This window comes from Marivirga lumbricoides (assembly GCF_014636295.1).
GTDB lineage: Bacteria > Bacteroidota > Bacteroidia > Cytophagales > Cyclobacteriaceae > Marivirga > Marivirga lumbricoides.
Map to the genome: position 1 here is coordinate 113,202 of NZ_BMEC01000006.1, position 21,281 is coordinate 134,482.

At 36.2% G+C, this 21,281-nt stretch carries 14 protein-coding genes; 5 read left to right on the forward strand and 9 right to left on the reverse strand.

The window, feature by feature from the left end:
• Positions 1 to 2: 2 nt before the first annotated feature.
• Positions 3 to 1,292, reverse strand: coding sequence for a sensor histidine kinase (locus IEV85_RS10495; protein WP_188463047.1), 1,290 nt, complete (start codon positions 1,290 to 1,292; stop codon positions 3 to 5).
• Positions 1,293 to 1,543: 251 nt separating this feature from the next.
• Between IEV85_RS10495 and IEV85_RS10500 the strand changes: the two genes are divergently transcribed.
• Both IEV85_RS10500 and trpF read left to right on the forward strand, forming a co-directional pair.
• Positions 1,544 to 4,012, forward strand: a complete 2,469-nt coding sequence (locus tag IEV85_RS10500) for a zinc-dependent metalloprotease (protein ID WP_188463049.1) — start codon at positions 1,544 to 1,546, stop codon at positions 4,010 to 4,012.
• 176 nt (positions 4,013 to 4,188) lie between these two features.
• Positions 4,189 to 4,821 carry a phosphoribosylanthranilate isomerase gene (trpF, locus tag IEV85_RS10505; protein ID WP_188463051.1) on the forward strand — a complete coding sequence of 211 codons (633 nt, stop codon included), beginning with the start codon at positions 4,189 to 4,191 and terminating at the stop codon, positions 4,819 to 4,821.
• A 22-nt stretch (positions 4,822 to 4,843) separates the two neighbouring features.
• On the opposite strand, the gene IEV85_RS10510 is transcribed toward trpF, so the two are convergent.
• The 6 genes from IEV85_RS10510 to IEV85_RS10535 all read right to left on the reverse strand — a co-directional run bounded on the left by IEV85_RS10510 (position 4,844) and on the right by IEV85_RS10535 (position 13,894).
• Positions 4,844 to 7,330, reverse strand: a complete 2,487-nt coding sequence (locus tag IEV85_RS10510) for a DUF5686 family protein (protein ID WP_188463053.1) — start codon at positions 7,328 to 7,330, stop codon at positions 4,844 to 4,846.
• A gap of 12 nt (positions 7,331 to 7,342) precedes the next feature.
• Positions 7,343 to 7,966, reverse strand: a complete 624-nt coding sequence (locus IEV85_RS10515; RefSeq protein WP_188463055.1) for a SanA/YdcF family protein — start codon at positions 7,964 to 7,966, stop codon at positions 7,343 to 7,345.
• Positions 7,959 to 8,666, reverse strand: a complete 708-nt coding sequence (locus tag IEV85_RS10520; protein ID WP_188463056.1) for a TrmH family RNA methyltransferase — start codon at positions 8,664 to 8,666, stop codon at positions 7,959 to 7,961. Before IEV85_RS10520 ends, IEV85_RS10515 begins: the two co-directional genes overlap by 8 nt.
• A complete protein-coding gene (locus tag IEV85_RS10525) occupies positions 8,666 to 11,272 on the reverse strand; it encodes a DNA gyrase/topoisomerase IV subunit A (protein WP_188463061.1) in 2,607 nt (868 codons plus the stop codon). Before IEV85_RS10525 ends, IEV85_RS10520 begins: the two co-directional genes overlap by 1 nt.
• Positions 11,273 to 11,338: 66 nt before the next feature.
• Entirely contained in the window at positions 11,339 to 13,195 is a 1,857-nt protein-coding gene (locus tag IEV85_RS10530) for a DNA topoisomerase IV subunit B (protein ID WP_188463064.1), read from the reverse strand.
• 237 nt (positions 13,196 to 13,432) lie between these two features.
• Entirely contained in the window at positions 13,433 to 13,894 is a 462-nt protein-coding gene (locus IEV85_RS10535; protein ID WP_188463065.1) for a hypothetical protein, read from the reverse strand.
• A 128-nt stretch (positions 13,895 to 14,022) separates the two neighbouring features.
• On the opposite strand from IEV85_RS10535, the gene IEV85_RS10540 reads away from it, so the two are divergent.
• The 3 genes from IEV85_RS10540 to IEV85_RS10550 are packed head-to-tail and all read left to right on the forward strand — an operon-like array spanning position 14,023 to position 17,983.
• Positions 14,023 to 15,273: a sterol desaturase family protein gene (locus IEV85_RS10540; RefSeq protein ID WP_188463066.1), complete on the forward strand. Its 1,251-nt coding sequence runs from the start codon at positions 14,023 to 14,025 to the stop codon at positions 15,271 to 15,273.
• Entirely contained in the window at positions 15,270 to 15,641 is a 372-nt protein-coding gene (locus tag IEV85_RS10545; protein ID WP_188463067.1) for a hypothetical protein, read from the forward strand. The genes IEV85_RS10540 and IEV85_RS10545 overlap by 4 nt, the downstream gene beginning before the upstream one ends.
• A gap of 26 nt (positions 15,642 to 15,667) precedes the next feature.
• On the forward strand, positions 15,668 to 17,983 hold the full coding sequence (locus tag IEV85_RS10550; RefSeq protein WP_188463068.1) for a PAS domain-containing protein: 2,316 nt from the start codon (positions 15,668 to 15,670) through the stop codon (positions 17,981 to 17,983).
• A gap of 68 nt (positions 17,984 to 18,051) precedes the next feature.
• On the opposite strand, the gene alr is transcribed toward IEV85_RS10550, so the two are convergent.
• The gene (gene alr, locus IEV85_RS10555; RefSeq protein WP_188463069.1) at positions 18,052 to 19,209 is read right to left on the reverse strand and encodes an alanine racemase; all 1,158 of its coding nucleotides are present in this window, start codon (positions 19,207 to 19,209) and stop codon (positions 18,052 to 18,054) included.
• Positions 19,203 to 21,197, reverse strand: coding sequence for a hypothetical protein (locus tag IEV85_RS10560; RefSeq protein ID WP_188463071.1), 1,995 nt, complete (start codon positions 21,195 to 21,197; stop codon positions 19,203 to 19,205). Before IEV85_RS10560 ends, alr begins: the two co-directional genes overlap by 7 nt.
• Positions 21,198 to 21,281 lie beyond the last annotated feature (84 nt).

Here is a 21,281-nt window from a genome sequence, read left to right on the forward strand (position 1 = left end):
GGTTATGTCATAGGAATTAGCAAAGTGATAGTAGTGCCCTCTCCCACCTTAGAAGCAAGTTTTAATTCACCCTCCAACTTTTCCACCATATTTTTCACAATGTATAACCCAAGTCCGGAACCTTCTTTACTCTGCTCCCCTCTGTAAAACATCTCAAATATCTTATCATGGTGTTCATGAGAAATTCCAATTCCATTATCACTTACAATAATTTGAAGGATTTCATCTTTTAACTTTGCTTCTATTTCAATTTTAGGGTTTGGATGATCCTGCACCTGATACTTAATGGCATTAGACACCAAATTATTCAGTATTACCTCAAGCCGTGGCCTATCAATTAGTACTTTTTCATTTAATTCAATATTCTTCTCAATTTTGACATCTGCAGAAATATCCTTGAAGCTGTTATTTTCGATAATGTCACAAATAAGCAAATCTAAATCAACTTCCACCTTTTCCACCTGAGTTCTGGTATTACGAGAAATTTCGATGACTTCTTTAATAAATTTGGAAAGTCTTTGAACTCTGTCTTCAATACGCACAAAATACTCTAGTGTATTTTCATCTTTAATATCATATTTGGCAATGTTAATCAAGCCTAAGATAGATAATAAAGGAGCTTTTAAATCATGCGAGGCACTATAAACAAAATGATCTAATTCTTCATTTGCTTGTTTTAAATCCAGATTTTTCTCTAGTAATTCCCTCTCTGCGGCAAGTCTTACCTTTTCAATCTGTATATTAATTAAATCTATATTATACATTGAAAATATGAGAACAAAAAGAGCTATTGCTAAATTTACGTAATACGAAGTCTCCAATGAAATACCCTCAGTAACATTAAGGTCACCTAAAGGCTGGTAGTCGGTTAGTTCCAGTATTAACAATAACAAAATTACATAGGTTAGAACACCGTATTTATAAATCCGCTGTTCATTACTAAAAATAAGGAAAATGATGGTTGCGATAGGAAAAAACAGCAAGTAAACCGCTGTTTCCTTAGGCACAATTGCAGCATAAATGAAGATAAGCCCCGTACCTATTCCGCAAAAGACCAGTTTAGCTGCCATATGGCATCTTCGTTCATTTAATAAATAAGCCAGGGAAAATACTAGCAGCACACTCACATCTAAAATAACCGCAATAATGTTTGTGTAAATAGCATCATTAATAATCTGAATTACACATGCTAACACGGCAATTACTGAGAATTGAGATAAGAAAATATTCGGCTTTTGTTCTAAAGTCTTATCAATTGCAGACCAATTATATATTTTTAAATACTTTAACAATGATATCTTATTTGAAAATTAAAAATAGTTTCCATTATGGGGAAAGTCTTATTATTTAACGTTTTATAATGTATTCTGGTCTAAAAGTGATAATATCAACTTTAAAAATTTAACGATAAATATAATAAAATACATTTACTATTAAATTTTTCTTAGAATATTATTTGTAAAAAAAATAACAGTATCCGTCTGTATAAAATAGCTTCTTGTCATTCTCTATCTTTCATTATATTGAAACAAAAAAATTAAAAATGGTATTAAAAAGATTTGTCTTAATAGGAATTTTGCTCTCAGGATTTATATGTCATTCTGCAAATGCGCAACTTTTTGGAAAGAAAAACAAGAACAGTAAAACTGAAGAAGCACCCAAAAAAAACAAAAAGAGCGAATATAAATCTTATAAAGAATTAGTGGGTAACAGCAGTGCTACTGATGAAGGATTATTTACTACTCACCGGGTGGATGAAAAGCTGTACTACGAAATACCATTTAAGCTACTGGAAAAAGATATGCTTTTAGTAAGCCGTATTGCCAAACTTCCGGACGATTTTGGCGGAGGTTATATCAATGCGGGTTCCAAAGTGAACGAGCAGGTTGTAAGATGGTATAAAAGAGATAAGAATATTGATTTAAAAGTGATCAGCTTTCAAAATGAAAGTGAGGAGCAGTCACCTATATATAAGTCAGTTGAGGCAAACAATTTCTTTCCTATTCTTTACAGCACCAAAATAGAAGGTTTTAATAATGACTCATCCGCATTATTAATAGAAGTTAGCAGCCTGTTTACAAATGAGGTAGATGCTATTAATGGTATGCCTGACAGATTACGCAAAAGCTACAAAGTGAAAAGGCTTGATAAAAACAGAAGCTATATTGATGAAGTAAAATCCTTCCCTCAGAATATTGAAGTAAAGCACGTAATGACCTACGATGCAGACGAACCTCCTGGTCGGGACCGTTCAAGTACTATTACCATGCTGATGAACCAGTCTATGATTTTACTGCCGGAGGATATGATGCAACCTCGCCTGGCTGATTACAGGGTGGGTTGGTTCACTGTAGATAAATTTAATTATAACTCAGAGGCTTTAAAATCAGATGATTATGAATTAATCAGAAGATGGAGATTGGTTCCTAAAGATATTGAAGCTTATAAAAGAGGTGAATTAGTTGAGCCAATAAAACCTATAGTTTATTACCTGGATCCAGCAACACCAGAAAAGTGGAGACCCTTCTTCAAACAGGGAATTGAAGATTGGAACCAGGCTTTTGAAAAAGCTGGCTTTAAAAATGCTATCATAGCAAAAGATCCTCCCTCAAAAGAAGAAGACCCGGAATTTAGTCCGGAAGATGTCAGGTATTCTGTGGTAAGATATGTAGCCAGTACTACCAGAAACGCAGTAGGCCCATCAGTTACTGACCCTCGCACAGGAGAAATCATTGAAAGTGATATTATATGGTATCATAATCATTTACGTTCTTACAGAAACAGGTTCATGATTGAAGCTGGTGCACAAAACCCAGCCGCAAGAACATTACAAACACCTGAACCGGAAATTGGTGAAATGATGCGCATGGTAATAGCACACGAAGTAGGTCATGCTTTAGGCCTTCCTCACAATATGAAAGCCAGTGCTGCCTACCCTACTGACTCATTAAGAAGCGCCTCATTTACTCAAAAATACGGACTCACTCCTTCAATTATGGATTATGCCAGGGTAAATTACGTGGCTCAGCCGGAAGATAAAGGAGTACGTTATATCAGAATGATGGGACCTTATGATGAATATGCCATCAACTGGGGATATCGGTTTATTCCTGAAGCTAAAAGCAAAGAAGACGAAAAGCCTGTTTTAGACGAGTGGATTTTAGAAAAAGCCGGAAACCCTTGGTATGAATTCGGAGGAGGTTATGATGGTGTAGATCCACAATCTCAGAGAGAAAGCCTTGGAAGAGATCAGGTAAAAGCCAGCAGATATGGCCTTATGAATCTTAAAAAAGTAGTGCCAAACCTGGTTGAATGGACATCGGAAGAAGGAAAAGGTTATTCGGAACTGGAAGAAGTATACCGTGAGCTAACTTATATGTGGAGAGGCTATGTAAACCATGTAATTACAAATATTGGCGGTGTGTATGAAACAAGGAAAACCGCTGATCAGGAAGGTGTAATTTATGATCCGGTTCCCAAATCAGTTCAAAAAGGCGCAATGGAATTTGTGATGGAAAATGCATTTACTACTCCTGTATGGCTTCTGAACCAGGGAATTTTAAGAAGAATAGAATCGGCAGGTGCCATAGAAAGGGTACAAAGCATCCAAAGCTACCACTTAAGAAATCTATTAGATGAAGAAAGGTTGTTAAGGCTGGTTGAGAATGAACAAATGGATTCAAAGGAAGCTTATACACTTCTTGAAATGATGAATGACTTAAGAAATGGACTTTTTTCTGAATTGTACAGTGCCGGAAAAGTAGATGCCTACCGAAAAAATCTGCAAAGGGCATTTATAGACTTAGCAAGCGGATATATAGAAAATTTAGATAAAGAAGGGAGAAACGCTGGTAAAATAAGAATTTCTGAGATCATTCCGGTAATGCGTGGAGAATTGAAAAAACTTAGAAATGACTTAAACGCGAGAAAGAACCGTAGTGGTGATACATTGACGCAGTACCATTGGGATGATCTGATTGCAAGGATTGATAAAGCACTCAAAACAGATTAATAAACAAATATAGATTGCTTTTCTTTCGTAAGAAATACTTCTCTAAGTAACCCTCACAAGCGTCATGATATTTTTCATGGCGCTTTTTCTTTGTCTCCATAAAAAGTGTTTGAAGATATTACTATATAGCTGCTCAAAAATTATTTACTTTGTATTCTAGATAGAAACATCTCAACATGGCTTTAAAAACATTTGTAAAAATTTCCGAGGTAAATAATTTAAGTGATGCGCGATATGGCGCTGGTATGACTGTAAACCTAATGGGGTTTTCCCTGGTGGAAGGAACCAGGTCATTTGTTACTCCTGAGAACTTTATGGAGCTTACCGGCTGGCTTTCAGGGGTTGATTTTGTAGGTGAGTTCGGAAATGCGAGTGAAGAAACTATCAAAAAAACTTTACCCGAGTACGAAATCACTTATATACAAACAGACAACCCAGCTATCCCTCCTTTATTTGCAGACCTTGATCAAAAGCTGATTTTACGTTTTAATGTAGATGTATTACTAAAAACCGAAGATGTTGCTGATATAATGAAGCAAACTTCTGAATATGTAGATTTCTTTCTCTTCGAATCTGATAACGGAATCCAATATAAAGAGCATATTTTGGAGGAAGTACTTAAACTGGCAAAGAGCTATTCAGTAGTTTTAGGGTTTAATATTTCAGACCAGAATGTGGAAGAGTTAGTGGAAAACAGTAATATAAAGGGAATAGCTTTAAAAGGGGGTGAAGAAATAAGACCAGGCTTCAAAGATTTTGATGAATTGGCTGATATATTAGAAACATTAGAAATAGATGATACGCTTTAATAATAAAGCTCAGACTTCATTATTACAATATGAGCTGAAAATTCAGTTTCACACCAAATTTCGAAATATCCGGATTATTTAGGTAGGTAAGTCTATGGTAAAAATCTACTCTGATCACTTTCAGAATATTTTCTACACCATACCCCACTTCAATATAAGGTTTGTCTCCTAAGGTGAAGAAGCCTTCTTCTGTACCAAACTCTTCTCCTGCCAAAGCTTTATTTTCAGCTGACATGTTTCCATATACCACATTAGCAATACCAACAAGCCTCCAGTTAAGCTTCTTAAGCAAAGGCACATGGTTAAGTATTATTCCCTCGAAATAATGAGTATACTTTAATGAAACATAGGAGTCGCTCAAGAATTCATAGAAATTCATGAGGTTAAATGCTGCACTGGAGAAGAAAAAGCCTTCGTTACCTGTATGTACTTTCAGTAAAGGATAAGGCACTGTGGAAAACATTTTCCCGGCTTCAAAATTCACCCTCCCCAAACCTATTCCATCATAAGGAATATAATGATTAATTCCTGCAGTTACCTGGTGATAATTGAAATCCCCGTTTAAAAGTCCTTTAATACCTGCTGTATAATCCAAAGTGAATATAGGCCAGGGGTTTCTTCCGACCACCAATTTTCTATTCCCGTCTATTAAGAATTTCTCACCCTTAGCATACCGAATACCAAACTTCAGTTCACCTGTTTTGAAAGAATTTTTAAAGCCTGTGGAATCAACAGTGTTTTCGTAAAAGCCAAAATCAAAATCCGGATGAATGCTGGCGGATTTAATTCCTGCTTCAAAGGAAAGGCCATTGCGGATATCATTTTTAAATAATAACTGATTTGTTCTACTGTAATAAGGCTTTATTAATGTGCCAAATCTTGAAGAGGCATAAAAGAAAGGGTTATCGTCAGGATCAACATCCTTAAGCCCTAATTGAACCAGATCATAGCTATGGGTATAACTCACGGTTCTCCACGGGGCCCTTGATATAATATGCGTAAGAGCAGCTTTATATTTAAATTCGTTATCTCTTTCGCCATATGCTAAATAAGCATCTAATTCCCATTTGCTGCTCAGCAACTCATTGGTTCTTCCACCAATTTGAAAGCGACTTCCTTCAATATCGTTAAAGGTATAAAAATATGGGTAAGGCCCCACATCAAATTTGCCCCACTCAAAATAACCTGTTAATGCAAATTGCAATAGGTTTTCATATGTCTTCACCATTTTGATATCCCTGATATCATCTATCATGGTGGTAATTTGTTGGTTTCCCTGGCTTAAAGGAACATGTCTCTTTTGCTGCCAGAATTCAGCATTGTCAGTAACAGCAGGCTTAGGCAAAATCTTTACAGGTACATCAAAAAAATCTCTCGGCTTTGGGTTGTCAAAGGTAAAATCCTGATAGGAAATATTAAATTGAACATACATACCGGGATAAACTCCTAAAATAGGATCCACATCCAGCTTAACATCTACTTTTTCAGGAAGTAGAATGGATTGATCTTTAAAAAGTTTCATTTCCTGATCAATTTGCATACCTGACAAATAGTTAATATTGGTATTTTCAGTGAGGTTAGCATTAATGCTTTTTAGCGTATAACTATCCTTTTCAATAAGCATTTTACCAATAAAAGCCAGGTTCTGTTTGTTTTTAGGCTCAAACTCCAGCTGGTAATGCATTTTACCATCAATAACCAGTGAGTCTATTAATTCATAGTTATAATATAATTTCCATGCATTGGCTAAAGGAGAAACGAATTGTTTCTCAAAAAGTACCATCCAGTCTTCATAAAAATTATACTCCTGAAAAGTAGCTCCTACAAATTGCTGCGCGATGGAGTTCTCTCCCACCAAAATACCTTTGATATTGCTGTTAATGACTTCTTCTTTACTCAAATCCGGATTATTCCTCCGATAAAGACGTGAGATGCTCTCAGAGAAGAACACTGGAATCATTTTTTGTCCTTTCTTATTTCTAAGGGGTGCAATGCTGTCCACTGTAGCTACAATTTTCTGAATTACCTTTCTATTTTCAAGGGTCGAAGTCATTTTGTCAATGTAAGCCTCAATTTTGGTGTAGCTTTCCATCTCATAATAATCAATCTTCTTTTTGTTGTATCGGCTTTTGTTCTCTACAACTTTTCGCATCACCTTAAAAGCAGGATTTTCACCGGGGCGGACAATCACTTCATTTAAAGCAATTATATCCTGCTCTAATTCAATTTCAACTTCAGTTATTTTATTTGCAACAACTGGTACCTTCTTTGTTTTATAGCCAATGTAAGACACCACTAAGGTGTCAGCTTTCTTGTTTACCACTAAATCAAAAAAGCCTTTTATATCCGTTGTCATTCCAGTTTGTGTACCCTGAAAATAAACATTTACAAAAGGTAAAGCTTCTTTTGTTTGCGCATCCTTCACATAGCCATACACCTCCGTTTGAGCGTTTAGGGTGAAATGAGAAAAAACAAGAAATAAAGTTATTAAGCAGATAAAGTGTTTCATGCAAAAGTAAGGCTATTGGTTGATAAATTGATTATGCTTTCCCGGAAGGTAAAGGTCAAAAATAGCTTTAGGTCTTGCAAAAAATTCACGAATATTCACCCGGGTAGCTGAGTAAACGGGAACATCTTCTGCCGAAAAGGCAATAGCATTCATATCATAAAACTCACTGATATATAAAGCTCTGAAAGCATGAAATTCCTGGGTAATTATTACTACATCTTTCTGATTAAAAACATTGGCACAACGGGAAACACTTTCTATAGTTCTAAATCCTGCCGTATCCATTTCTATAGCAGCTTCCGGAATACCATTTTTCACCAACGCCTTCTTCATGTCGCTCGGCTCATCATAATATTTTGTTCGATTATCCCCGCTCAAAAGTAATTTACTGACTAATCCTCTTTTATAAAGCTCTGTAGCTGCCTTTATCCTATTATCAAAAAATGTATTAGCCTCTCCTTTTACAGTTCGCTTACTTGTACCTAAAACCAATGCTACTTCTTTTTTAGGTACTTTTGATAAATCATGGTAGATTTTAGATCTGGTTTTACTAATTATAAGCACATTAGAAAATACAGCGAATATAATCCCTGCCAGAATAATAATTAAGAATAACCTCACAAGGAATTTAAGCATCTCTCTTATTTGAATGAAAAGCCTTAACGAAATAATCCTGATAATAGTCAGGTTTTGCCATACATTTTTTCAACCATAATAATTTATACTCCAGAAATTGCTCAGGAGTAAATTGCCAGCCTGTAACTTCCTTACGCATCCTTTCCACCAGGTGATGCAAAATTATGGCTGCTGAAACCGAAATATTATAACTCTCTGTAAACCCATACATAGGAATCTTAACTATTTCATCCGCCATTTCCATAGCCTTTTGACTCACTCCGGCTTTTTCATTTCCTAATATTACAGCTAAAGGCTTGCTTAAATCAATATCTTCCAGCGATTTGGCCTCCGCTTTAGGACTTGTTACCAAAACTCTATAGCCTTCTTGTCTTAAACCTGATAAAGCACGCTGTGTTCTGTTTTCACCTTCTCTATAATGATGAATGTCAATCCATTTCGTAGCTCCTTTGCTAACGCCCCGTCCTATCTTAAACGGATTTTGCTGATCAATTATATGGTACTGCTGAATGCCTAAGCACTCCCCTGTTCTTAATACCGCACTCACGTTATGAGGGTCAATTATATCTTCCAAAACCACCTGGATATAATTAGTTCTCATTTGAAGCACTTCTTCAACAAAACTCTTTCTCTTTTCAGATAAGAATTCTCCAAATTTTTGTATCAGAAAATGCTTAAGCTCTTCATTATCAGGTACCACTAAAATAAATTTAACTGATCTTCATCATCCTTCAAATTCAAATCAACAGAATCTCCTACTTCAAAATCCTTCTTGGATTCTTCATTTTTTGAACCTGCAACGAGTTTAACTTTAGTCACTTCATATTGAGATAGCTTATTTCCTATAGCTTTCCATCCTTTAACATCAATCAGCATGTCGAAGTCGTACATTGTTGTCTCTTTCTCCCGACCTTTACCTTTTCTGTACTCAATTTCAATTTGCGGGTCTTTATCTGTTGTAACTACACTCAACTGGGAGTTTTTGTGTTCACTGATAAATACAAATGGTTTATTGAGTGTTCTTGTTTCAATCAGGAAACGTTTAACAAAATAGGTTTTGGAGGCACCGTCAAAATATACCACAGAAACCACCTTTTTTGGGTCAAACTTCTGGATGAGTTCTACCTTTTCGGCATCAAACCTGTTGGTTAACTCATAGTTGCTTAGCTCGTATGAACCATCTTTATTAACAACTAAAATAGTATCATCCCCATGAAAAGAACCAATTAAATCGCCTCGCTCATCAGTATTCAAGCGACCAATTGATTTGTCATAATATATTTTTAAACCACCGAAGCTACTTTCTCCCAATAGTTTGAATTCTATTTTCTTAACAGGATACTTAGTAAGGATATTACCACCCGCACCTCGGCCTTTAATTTCAAGTTCTGCAAAATCAAAATCAAACACTTTAACCCGTGCCCTGCTGGAAGGAGAAAGCTTAACATTTACTACTTCAGACTCACCATTAGCTCTTGCTGCCAGATAAAGTATTTTTGACCCTTTGGCTCCTTTAGTAACATCGTATTCTCTGTCTCTTGTAACAGAAGTCACCTGGAAACGCTTCACCATGGTTCTTCCGGTTTTTCCATCCAGATAGGCAGCATTATACACCTTGCGCTCATCATTTTTATGGAAAATATCTACATGAATAACATCTTTACCAACAAAAACCTTCTCATCAATCTTCACTACTTTATAAATGCCATCCCTCCTGAAAATGATCACATCATCCAAGTCTGAGCAATCACATACAAACTCATCTTTCTTCATTCCATAGCCAATGAAGCCTTCTGCCCTATTGATGTAAAGCTTTTGGTTATTAGCAGCCACGGTGTTGGCTGAAATTACATCAAAACTCCTGATTTCTGTTTGTCTTTCACGGCCCTTGCCATATTTCTCCAGTAATTTCTTGAAGTACGCTATTGCATAATCAGTGATATGCAAGAGGTTATGCTCTACCTCTTTCAACTCGTCCTCCATTTTACGCATGATTTCATCTGCTTTAAAGCTGTCGAATTTAGAGATTCTCTTAATTTTAATCTCTGTAAGCTTTAAAATATCATCTTGCGTAATTTCACGGTAAAACTGAGGCTTAAAAGGATCTAAACCTTTATCAATAGTAGATAAAACTGCCTCCCAGGTTTCGCATTCTTCAATATCCCTATAAATTCTATTTTCAATGAAAATCTTTTCTAAAGATGAAAACAGAATCTTCTCCATCAATTCACCTTTTCTGATTTCCAATTCAGCCTGAAGAAGCTGTACAGTATCGTCTACATTTTTCTTAAGTATCTCATTAACAGGTAGAAAAATAGGCTTGTCTTCAATAATTACGCAGGCATTAGGAGCAATAGATACTTCACAGTCAGTGAAAGCATACAATGCATCAATGGTAATATCAGGAGACTGTCCGGGTGCCAGCTGCACTTCAATTTCCACATCTTTGGCGGTGTTGTCCACCACCTTCTTCACCTTAATTTTACCTTTATCGTTAGCTTTAATAATAGATTCAATTAAGCCGGTAGTGGTGGTGCCAAAAGGAATATCTTTAATAAGTAACACACGCTTATCACCTTCTTCAATTCTGGCTCTTACACGAATCCGGCTTCCTCTTAAACCCTGGTTGTATTCAGAGAAATCTGCCATACCCCCCGTAGGAAAATCAGGATAAATTTCAACCTCTTTACCCTTCAGGATACTTATACACCCATTGATCAGCTCTATAAAGTTGTGAGGTAAAATTTTGGTGGATAGGCCTACAGCAATACCTTCTACCCCTTGTGCCAGTAACAAAGGAAACTTTACAGGTAAAGTTACAGGCTCCTTTTTTCTTCCATCGTATGATAACTGCCATTCGGTTGTTTGCGGATTAAAAACTACATCCAACGCAAATTTTGAGAGCCTTGCTTCAATATATCGAGGTGCAGCAGAGCTATCTCCGGTTCTGATATCTCCCCAGTTACCCTGCGTTTCAATAAGTAAGTCTTTCTGTCCTAAATTAACGATGGCATCACCAATAGAAGCATCACCATGTGGATGGTATTGCATGGTTTGCCCAATAATGTTAGCTACTTTATTGAACCTTCCATCATCCATTTCCTTCATGGCATGCATAATTCTCCGCTGAACAGGCTTTAACCCATCTTCATTGGCAGGTACTGCACGCTCCAGAATTACGTAAGAGGCGTAATCTAAAAACCAGTTTTCGTACATTCCTGAAACAGGAATAACATTGGTGATTTTAGCTTTTTCTTCTCCGTTTGGCTGATCTTCGTGTTCGTTATTTTCGTTATTTTCCTCCATTTGTTTTTTAAAGGATATTAGATGTAATCAATTTATGCGTATAATATTTTATCAGAAATACTTTTATTAAACAGTGCCAATCACTTCTTCCAGGTCTTTTTCTATTCTTAATTTATCAATAATAAAAAGCTGTCTTTCCATGGTATTGGTTCCCATGTAAAAGCTCAACAAATCTTTTATTTTGGTCTGGTTATTTAAAATAATAGGATCCAGTTTAATATTCTCATTGATAAATTCTCCAAATTCTTCAGGAGATATTTCGCCCAAACCTTTAAAACGAGTGATCTCTGGCTTATTTCCTAGTTTCGCAATGGCATTTCTTCGCTCCTCGTCTGTATAGCAGTAGATAGTTTCTTTCTTATTCCTCACCCTGAAAAGCGGAGTATCAAGAATATATAAATGTCCGTCACGCACTAAATCAGGAAAGAACTGTAGAAAGAAAGTCATCAACAGCAGGCGAATATGCATACCATCAACATCCGCATCAGTAGCTATAATTACTTTCCTGTAGCGTAACCCTTCCAATCCTTCTTCAATATTTAATGCATGTTGTAAAAGATTAAACTCCTCGTTTTCATATACAAGCTTCTTTGTTTTGCCATAGCAATTCAAAGGCTTACCTCTTAAGCTAAACACCGCCTGGGTCTGAACATCTCTTGACTTTGTAATTGAACCAGACGCGGAGTCTCCCTCGGTAATAAAAATCATGGTATTATCTTTATTATCGTGGTTGGTATCATAATGCACCCTGCAATCTCTCAGCTTCTTGTTGTGCAAGTTGGCTTTCTTTGCTCTGTCATTGGCTAGCTTTTTAATACCTGCCATGTCTTTGCGCTCTCGCTCAGATTGCATAATTCTTTTATGCAAAGCATCTGCCGTTTCAGGATTCTTATGTAAAAAATCATCAAGGGCCTTTTTCACAAAGTCATTGATGAAAGTTCTCATTGTTGGTCCGTCCGGTGCCACATTCTGAGAGCCCAGTTTAGTTTTAGTTTGAGACTCAAACACTGGCTCTTGTACCCGCACAGCTACAGCGGCCACAATACTTTGTCTGATATCTGAAGGATCATAATTCTTGCCGTAAAAGTCACGTATAGTCCTTACAACAGCTTCTTTAAATGCAATTAAATGTGTACCTCCCTGGGTGGTGTTCTGCCCATTCACAAAAGAATAATACTCTTCTCCGTACTGGTTAGCATGGGTCATTGCTATTTCAATGTCATCCCCCTTCAACTGAATGATTGGATAGCGGTTATTTTCTTCGTCCGTCTTTCTCTCAAGCAAGTCATACAAACCTCTGGCCGAATGAAATTTTTCACCATTAAAATTTATTGTTAAGCCTGCATTAAGAAAGGCATAATTCCAGATTTGCTCTTCCAAAAATCCCGGAATAAAATGATAGTTTTTAAAAATGGTTGTATCAGGCTCAAATGCTATAAAAGTACCATTTCTTCCACTTGAAGAAGTAATCTCAGAGTCAGTTTTAATGATTCCCCTCTCAAACTCTGCTATTTTGGTCTTCCCCTCCCTGAATGCCTGTACCTTAAAATAACCTGAGAGGGCATTCACTGCTTTAGTACCCACTCCATTTAATCCTACCGACTTTTGAAATGCTGAAGAATCGTATTTACCTCCTGTGTTAATTTTACTTACACAGTCCACTACCTTGCCTAAAGGAATGCCTCTTCCGTAATCACGGATTTCCACACGTTGATCACTGATTTTAACTTCGATGGTTTTACCGAAGCCCATCATGTGCTCATCAATGGAGTTATCTATTACCTCCTTTACCAAAACATAAATTCCATCATCCGGAGAAGAACCGTCTCCCAGCTTTCCAATGTACATACCAGGTCTGAGCCTGATATGCTCTCTCCAGTCTAATGATTTAATACTATCTTCGGTATATTGAACGTCTGCCATCTGCGTATTTATCTTGAATGAAAATTCTGACTCAAATTTTAAAATTACAAAGCTTTTTGAAATTTTAAAGCTTTTAAAATAATACCCTTTGCCAGAAATGGACTAGTTAAATAAAAAATCAATACTAATATTATGTAAGTATTACATGAACTCATTACACAAATAGAATTGATAATGAGTTCTTTAGAAAAACATTTCTGAAGTAGAATTTTAACAGGACAATTGATTAAAAAAAAATTATTTATTTTTTCTTAAAATCAGAGGAAGCCAAATTATCCAGAACAAAATTATTACCAAGCTCCCCACTAAAAGAGGAATATAACCATTCTGCTGAAAGCCTTCCTGATTGTTAGTGAAAATAATAGCTGTTAATAAAGCAGAAAAGAAAAGGTTGAAAGCACCTGCTAAACTCACACTCCAGCTGTAAAGACTTCTTTGAGCTTTTTCATTTTTAAAGTAGGAGTTAGAAGAAACAGACTGCTTTTTAATGAGGTTGCCCAGAGAGTAACATACTATAATAATGACCGCAGGAATAACTAATCCTGTGTAAAACAACGTGTTATTGCTAAATTTGTAAACCTCACTATCCAGATTTAATCTTACTACTGTCTCATCTGCAAAATATGCATACGCATAAAAAAGTAAAACAACATATCCGAACCCGGTAAAAGCTAAAAATGCACGTGCTATTCTTTCCATAAAATCTATTTGGCGCAAAATTAAAGTGTTTATCGAGTATTTCACCATTTTTCAAGGATGTTTTTATTCAAAATGTTATATTTCGAAAAAGATGGTTAAACTCTTTTTTATTTTAAACATTTTATATTATGGACTTCAATCCTATTATATTATCTATTCCTGTATATTTTGCTTTAATAGGTATTGAATTAGCTATACAAGCTATTAGAAAATACAGAATTTACAGGTTGAATGATGCTATAACTAACATCAGCTGTGGTATTACGCAGCAAGTTACCGGTATCTTCTTTAAAGTATTAAGTATTTCGGCTTACCAGTTAGTGTACGAAAATTTTGCCCTCTTTGAAATTCTCCCTACCTGGTACAACCTGCTGATTTTATTTGTACTGGCTGATTTTTGTTACTACTGGGCACATCGTAAAAGTCATGAAATCAATCTCTTCTGGGGTGGCCATGTGGTGCATCACCAAAGTGAGGATTACAATTTTTCTGTTGCTCTCCGTCAAGGATCTTTTCAAATTTTCTGGACTTTTTTCTTCTATCTCCCTTTAGCTGTTTTAGGGTTCGATACGTTAAGCTTTGTATTAATGTCAGGGCTTGTCACTGTTTACCAGTTCTGGATTCATACTGAAACCATTGGGAAGCTAGGACCTGTGGAATGGGTAATGAATACCCCCTCCCACCACCGTGTGCACCATGGAAGAAATCCTAAATACATAGATAAAAACCATGCAGGAGTATTTATTATATGGGATAGAATGTTTGGTACTTTTCAGGAAGAGGAAGAAAAACCTACCTATGGAATAACAAAACAAACTGCCAGCTGGAATCCTGTATGGGTTAATCTGCAGCATTATGTAGAAATGGCCGATGGACTTAAGCAAATGAAAGGATTCAGAAATAAATTCAATTATGTATTTAACAAACCAGGTTGGAGGCCCGTTGACATGGGGGGACAAATGGCCATTCCAGAAATAAATGCAGAAACTGATTTAAAATATGATAAAAAAGCAGATGCTCAGACCAGTTTATATGTATTTATTCAATACCTGTTAGTTTTAGGTGGTACAGCATTTTTCTTATTTCAGGCAGAGAAATTAAACATTTTACAGCAACTAATAGCTGTATCACTTATTATTTTCAGCGTTGTTACCTGCGGTTTATTATTGGAGGAAAATAAATACTCATTATTTTTGGAACTTTTTCGACTAATTATAACTCCTATTTCAATTTGGTTTCTAATTTTGAGTAATGAAAATGATGCTGTATTGTATGGATTACTCCTCTATACGTGTCTTTCAACAGGACTTCTTCTCTATTTTAGAATGTTTAAAGGAATAACACTCAAAGCTACTACTAATACCAACACCACTCAATGAGAAACCCGCTGCTCTTTACTTACATGCTGTTTTTAATGGCCTGTTCTGATATTCCTGATCTTGAAAATATTAATCCTGAACAATGGAAAGCTGATAAGGGAGGCTGCGAAAGCTATCGGATTACGGTGGTAGATACTCTTTTATCTCAGAAAGATAAATTGAAGGGACTATCTCAGAACGAGGTGATTAGCCTGTTAGGCCAAGCAGATCAACACGAATTATATGAAAGAAGCCAAAAGTTTTTTATCTATCACCTGGAACCTGGAATGAATTGCGAAAATTATGAAAATCAGTATTTCAAAGCATTTTATATTCGGTTCAACGCCCTGGACCAGGCAATTGATTTTAATATTCAAAAGATAAAATAATAATCACTGTAGTCATTTTAAATTAAATGGGAAAAATCACAAGAAATATTAAGGATTGGAAAATAAGAAAGCTAGCCTACATACTTGGAGCAGGGTTGACAATTCTGGCCGTAGCAGTTTTCTATGTCTATTCTACATTCGGTTATTCGGATGAAACTTTATTTAGAACAGAAAAATTAGGGAATTTAAGTACGATTGCTCTACCTCTTCATCCTGATATGCTCTCTCAAAATGAAGAAGTTGTTGAGAATAAAATCAGAGAAATTGAAAATATTATTTATACTTTTCAAAAAGGCGACAGCTTCCTTAAAGGAAAGGATAAAATAACTGTGAGAGCCCAAAAAGGAGAAGTTAAAGATGAGTTAAAAAAAGTGCAGATAAGTTGGGATGCCTACAAAAACTTGATCTTTTCATGGAAAGATGGGCAAACCTCGCTGAATTCCATTGCTAATGAACTAGAAAATAAATTTCAGCTCTTTCTAAAAAATGCGGTGAAACTTGAAACAGCTGTGTATGATTTGGCAAAAAAGGAGTCCCGTGAAGAAACAACTGCTTATATCATTCTTGTGCTTTATATTCTGTTATTAATCGGTTTTATTTATTTGCTAGTGAGATATTTAATTATGACCCCTATATATAAGATCTCCCTTACGACAAGAGAATTGGCTGTAGGTAATCTTTCTCAAAAGATTGAGATTAATAATAGAAATGAACTTGGATACATTGCAAAAAATATTAATGAGCTTGCAGATATTCTCAAAAATGCCACTGACTTCACCACAAAAATAGGGCAAGGCAAATTAGATGCCGAATACAAAGGTATTGCAGAAAATGAAAGTAACTCTTTAGCTAATTCATTGCTAAAAATGCGCGACCAAATGCAGAGCTCTGCTATTGCTGACAGAGAAAGGAATTGGGTATCTGAAGGACTGGCAAAATTTGCTGACATTTTAAGGAACAATAACGATAATATAGAAGAACTTTCATATCAGATTATATCCAACCTGGTTAAATACATGGAAGCGAATCAGGGAGCTCTTTTTGTACTTACCGAACCTGATAGCGATGATGAAGAGCCCAAAATTGTGCTGGAATCGGCTTATGCTTATGAAAGAAAGAAAAGACTTAAAAAAGAAATATCAATTGGTGAAGGCCTTGTTGGACAATCGGTACAGGAAGGAGATAGAATTTATCTGACAGAGGTACCAGACAACTATATTGAGATAAAATCAGGACTGGGCGATACACTTCCAAAATGTATTTTAATTGTACCACTAAAAATTAACGGTGAAACAAAGGGAGTAGTAGAGATTGCTTCTATACAGCCCATTCCTCAATATAGAATAGAGTTTATTGAGAAGTTAGGAGAAAATATAGCATCCACTATAGCTAATGCGAAAATTAACGAACGTACAAAAGTATTGTTGGAAGAATCTCAATCCATGACTGAGCAGATGAGAGCGCAGGAAGAGGAAATGCGCCAGAATATGGAAGAAATGGAAGCCACACAGGAAGAAATGGCAAGAGCACAGGCGGAAATGGGTAATAAGGAGTCCTCACTTCATGCCCTCATCAACAATACTACTGATTCAATTATACTAATTGATACGGATTATACTATTTTAGTTATGAACAACGTAATTAAAAACAGATATAAGGGTACGCAGTATGAGAAGATGACTGAAGGCAGCAATGCTTTAGATATGTTAGGAGACGTGCGGGAGGAATGGAAAAATTATTATGACCGGGTTTTTGCAGGTGAAAAGTTATCATTTACCATTAAAAGTAGTGTAAAAGGTGAAGATACCTACAGGCATTATGACATTCATCCTATTGAAGAAACTAATGGAAGAATTTCAGGAGCAACAATATTCTCCAGGGACATTACTGAGCAGAAAAATCTGGAAATTCAAAAAGATGAAGTAGTGGAAAAGATGCAGCAAAGAGGCTATGTTATTGACGGGATGATCAACACAACTACCGATTCTTTCTTTGCTATAGATTCAGATTATAATATTCTAATTGCTAACGATATTCTCAAAAAGGAATATGAATTGTCAGGAATCAAACTTGAGCAGGGTCAAAATATATTGTCTATTTTACCGGAAATCTGGAAGGAAAGGTTTGATAAGGCATTAGCTGGTGAAAAACTTGAGTTTGAAGAGACTAGAGAAAATAAAGGTGTTAAGAACATCTATAAATCGCGTTGTGAACCTATAATGGGGGCTAAGGGGAAAATAATTGGAGTGATTACTATCTCAAAGGATATAACGAGCGAACGAAATATGAAGGAAGAACTTGTAAAGCTAAAAGGTGAGCTTGAAAAGCTGAAAGGAAAATAAAATACCTGCTACAAATTAAAAAGAAAAGCGCTCACTCGGGCGCTTTTCTTATTTAAAAAGTAATGATATCATCTAACTACCGTTCTGGGAATTACTGAAGGCAACCTACTAAGCATCTCGTTATTAAGTAATTGCGTACTATTTGTAAAGCTGGAAACATTAATAACATTGTTGTTTTGTCTTCCTATAAGAACTACTTCATCCCCTATTTTTGCTACAGGAATGTGAGAAATGTCCACCATAAAAAGGTTCATATTAATCAGGCCTACAATTGGGGCTTTCTTACCATCTATAAGTACGTGCCCTCTGTTTGACAGAGCCCTCGGATAACCATTGGAATAACCTAAAGGCATTACAGCGATCTTCATTTGATGCGTGGCCTGAAAAGCAGTACCGTATCCGATAAACTCACCCTGCTGTACATCTCTGATATCCATTATATCTGTTTTCCAACTAAATATGCGTTTTAAAGCGGCATCAGCTTTTTTATTCACCTCGTTCAGGTGTGCATAATAAATTTCAGGACTAGGCCAAAAGCCATACTGAGCCACTCCTATTCTTACCATGTCATAAACAGTATCAGGCATAGCTAAAGCTGCAGCAGAACACGCTATGTGTTTTAGATTTGGTGTTATTTTTTTATCTCTACATTGTTTAAGAAAATCTTTGTACCGCTTATGCTGCATTTCTATTTTAAAATCATTAGATCTGCTTTCAGCACCACCAAAATGCGTACACAATCCTTCAAAAATAACATGCTCTTTATTCTTAAGCAGGAAATTGAGAGTTTTGGGGAATTCAGATTTCTGCATTCCAGTTCTATTAGCACCTGTTTCTACCTCAATATGCACTTTAGCAGGTTTACCAATCTTTTTAGCAGCAGCTAAGGTCTTGGGTAATCTGTCATAATTATATACAAAGAAAGAAACATCATTTTCAATAGCCCATGGAATATCTTCCTCATACATGATTCCCATAATCATAATTTCGGTTTCCGGACTGCACACATTATGAACCTCTTCTGCCTCAAAAGCCGAGGCTACAGAAAAATGCTTAATTCCACATTTTTCCGCCATAGGAACAAAAGTTTCTATACCATGGCCATAAGCATTAGCTTTAACAACAGAAGAAAGAATGGCATGGTCACCAATCTTCTTTCTGATAAAATTGACATTATTTTTATATGCTGATTGTTTTAATTCTATTCTCGATGAATGTTTTACCATTTTTTCTTTGTTTCCAGCCAGGTATATGATTTTCCCCAACTCTCCTTAGCTAATTTTTTTACTTTTTCCACTTCAGCAGCCGGTATATTATCTACCATGTTTTCTGCTTCCAGGTCATTAAAATGAAATGCATAAGTTCTTGCTGCGAATTCATGCAACGGCAGAGAAGACTCCCCATGTACTTCTCCATTCCCAAACACGGAAGGTTTAATACCTTGTCCCCAATCCTGTCTGCCTTCATTATTAGGATTTAAAAAGTAAGCTCGGAATTTTCCTCCCGGGTCTTTGTCCACCCTTAGAAGGGAAACTGCATGAAAACCCAGCATATCCCCCTTTGAACTTGTGATAAATATCCCTACCGGATTAGGATAAATTAACCTGTGTCCCCCATTGAAATCAGGGTGACACATTGCATAAAAAACTCTTACAAAACCATCAAAATCCACGATTGCGTTAGAAAAGTAATCATAAGCAGAAGCAAAGCCAATTTGAATCCATTGCCCATATAACGCAGGATTTACCCATTTATGAGGGTCCTCTGCTCTGCCTGATGCCCTTACCATCATTTCATTATAAATCCTATCAAGCATAGGAACCAGGGTTACAGACACAGCATCCAGGTTATAGTCAAGATTCTGGACTAATCCCTGCCCCGTTACTGAGGCCTTAATTTCCTGGCCCTCAAAACGAAAACTCAAATCATTGGTGACTGCAGCTGTCTGCACCATATTGATTAATTTAGCAGGAGCATGTTGGCTCCACATGCTGATTCCGCGTGCACTTTGGCAGGTAGGGTTATTTCCCTGCCCCACCCCTAAAGGCTGGCCTAATATTCTAAAAAGAGCCCCCATGAGGTACTGCCTGGCACTTACTGCCTGGTGAGGATTTTTGGTGGATTTCAAAATTCTTTCTTCCACCTGACTATTGATTTTTATCGTACTGAGATTGGAAAGTCCTGATCTTACAGCTTCTCTAGCAATAGTACCATTTTCCAACATTTTAGCCAATCCGTAAATGCATTGAGCATTGTAAATATGAATTGTTTTCAGGATTAAGTCTGAAAGATAATCCGTCAGCTCATTCCAGCGGGTTTCTCCCACAGGTGTTAAACCTAGTGCCACGGGAACTGTCTGGAAATGCTCATTTTCAATTAAGAATTTAAGCAAAACAGCATGATACTGGCTCACTAACCCATACTCCAGCATTGACTGCCCCATTTCCTGGGCCTCTACATATAATTCGGTATTATTTAGCTTTTCTAATAATGCCTGATATTCTGTTACACTCTTATTAGCTGTGTTATCGGTTGGTCTGTAAATGCACCTTTGAAAACTTAATAATTTTTTATCACCCTCCCTCTCCGGGTTTAACTCTATCTTTTCTTTTACTAAAGCAATTATTTTTCTTTGCTTTTCAGTTACTACAGGCCTTTGTTCACAAATTAGTGTCAACTCTTCAGCCAGTGTTCCTTTCACATCATCCAAATGTATGTGACCGGAAAGAAAATTGAAGAGGTTATGCACCTTCTTCAATTCATGCTCGCTCATAATAAGGCGGGTCTCTTCAACAGGCTCATTAAATACAAATTCTAAATTGGAAACTATTACTTCCTGGATAAAATTTTCTGCCTCCTTGGCATTAATAAGGTTGGTCTTATAATCGCCTTTAGCAATGGAAAGTAAACGAAGCTCACTTAATAACTCAATAGTTGAATTAGGATGACCACTTTTCAAAGTTCCATTCACCAAGCCTCCTACAAGTTTAGAAGGATCAGCCCATGGAGACTCCTCAAAAATTCCCGCTTCGGATAATTCTCCAATAGATTTATAAACTATCGCAATACCTTCAACGGAATCAGTTAAAACATCTACCTGCCCCATTAAGCGATGGGCTTTATCTTGTCTTGTTAAAGGAGTTGACTCCAATAACTCTTGAATAAGTTCTTTAAGTTTTTGGCTACTACTTTCGGTTAATGTGGAATCCATCATTATACTTTAAAAAAATTTAAATGTATTACTCGTGGTTTACCTTTAAAGTAAACCCAAGTAATACATTGATTGATTTCAATAATT

What these genes read in the sequence shown, in the direction of transcription:
- IEV85_RS10500 (WP_188463049.1), top strand. Translation starts at nt 1,544, where the DNA reads ATGGTATTAAAAAGATTTGTCTTAATAGGAATTTTGCTCTCAGGATTT.
- trpF (WP_188463051.1), top strand. Translation starts at nt 4,189, where the DNA reads ATGGCTTTAAAAACATTTGTAAAAATTTCCGAGGTAAATAATTTAAGT.
- IEV85_RS10510 (WP_188463053.1), bottom strand. Translation starts at nt 7,330, where the DNA reads ATGAAACACTTTATCTGCTTAATAACTTTATTTCTTGTTTTTTCTCAT.
- IEV85_RS10515 (WP_188463055.1), bottom strand. Translation starts at nt 7,966, where the DNA reads ATGCTTAAATTCCTTGTGAGGTTATTCTTAATTATTATTCTGGCAGGG.
- IEV85_RS10525 (WP_188463061.1), bottom strand. Translation starts at nt 11,272, where the DNA reads ATGGAGGAAAATAACGAAAATAACGAACACGAAGATCAGCCAAACGGA.
- IEV85_RS10530 (WP_188463064.1), bottom strand. Translation starts at nt 13,195, where the DNA reads ATGGCAGACGTTCAATATACCGAAGATAGTATTAAATCATTAGACTGG.
- IEV85_RS10535 (WP_188463065.1), bottom strand. Translation starts at nt 13,894, where the DNA reads ATGGAAAGAATAGCACGTGCATTTTTAGCTTTTACCGGGTTCGGATAT.
- IEV85_RS10540 (WP_188463066.1), top strand. Translation starts at nt 14,023, where the DNA reads ATGGACTTCAATCCTATTATATTATCTATTCCTGTATATTTTGCTTTA.
- IEV85_RS10545 (WP_188463067.1), top strand. Translation starts at nt 15,270, where the DNA reads ATGAGAAACCCGCTGCTCTTTACTTACATGCTGTTTTTAATGGCCTGT.
- IEV85_RS10550 (WP_188463068.1), top strand. Translation starts at nt 15,668, where the DNA reads ATGGGAAAAATCACAAGAAATATTAAGGATTGGAAAATAAGAAAGCTA.
- alr (WP_188463069.1), bottom strand. Translation starts at nt 19,209, where the DNA reads ATGGTAAAACATTCATCGAGAATAGAATTAAAACAATCAGCATATAAA.
- IEV85_RS10560 (WP_188463071.1), bottom strand. Translation starts at nt 21,197, where the DNA reads ATGATGGATTCCACATTAACCGAAAGTAGTAGCCAAAAACTTAAAGAA.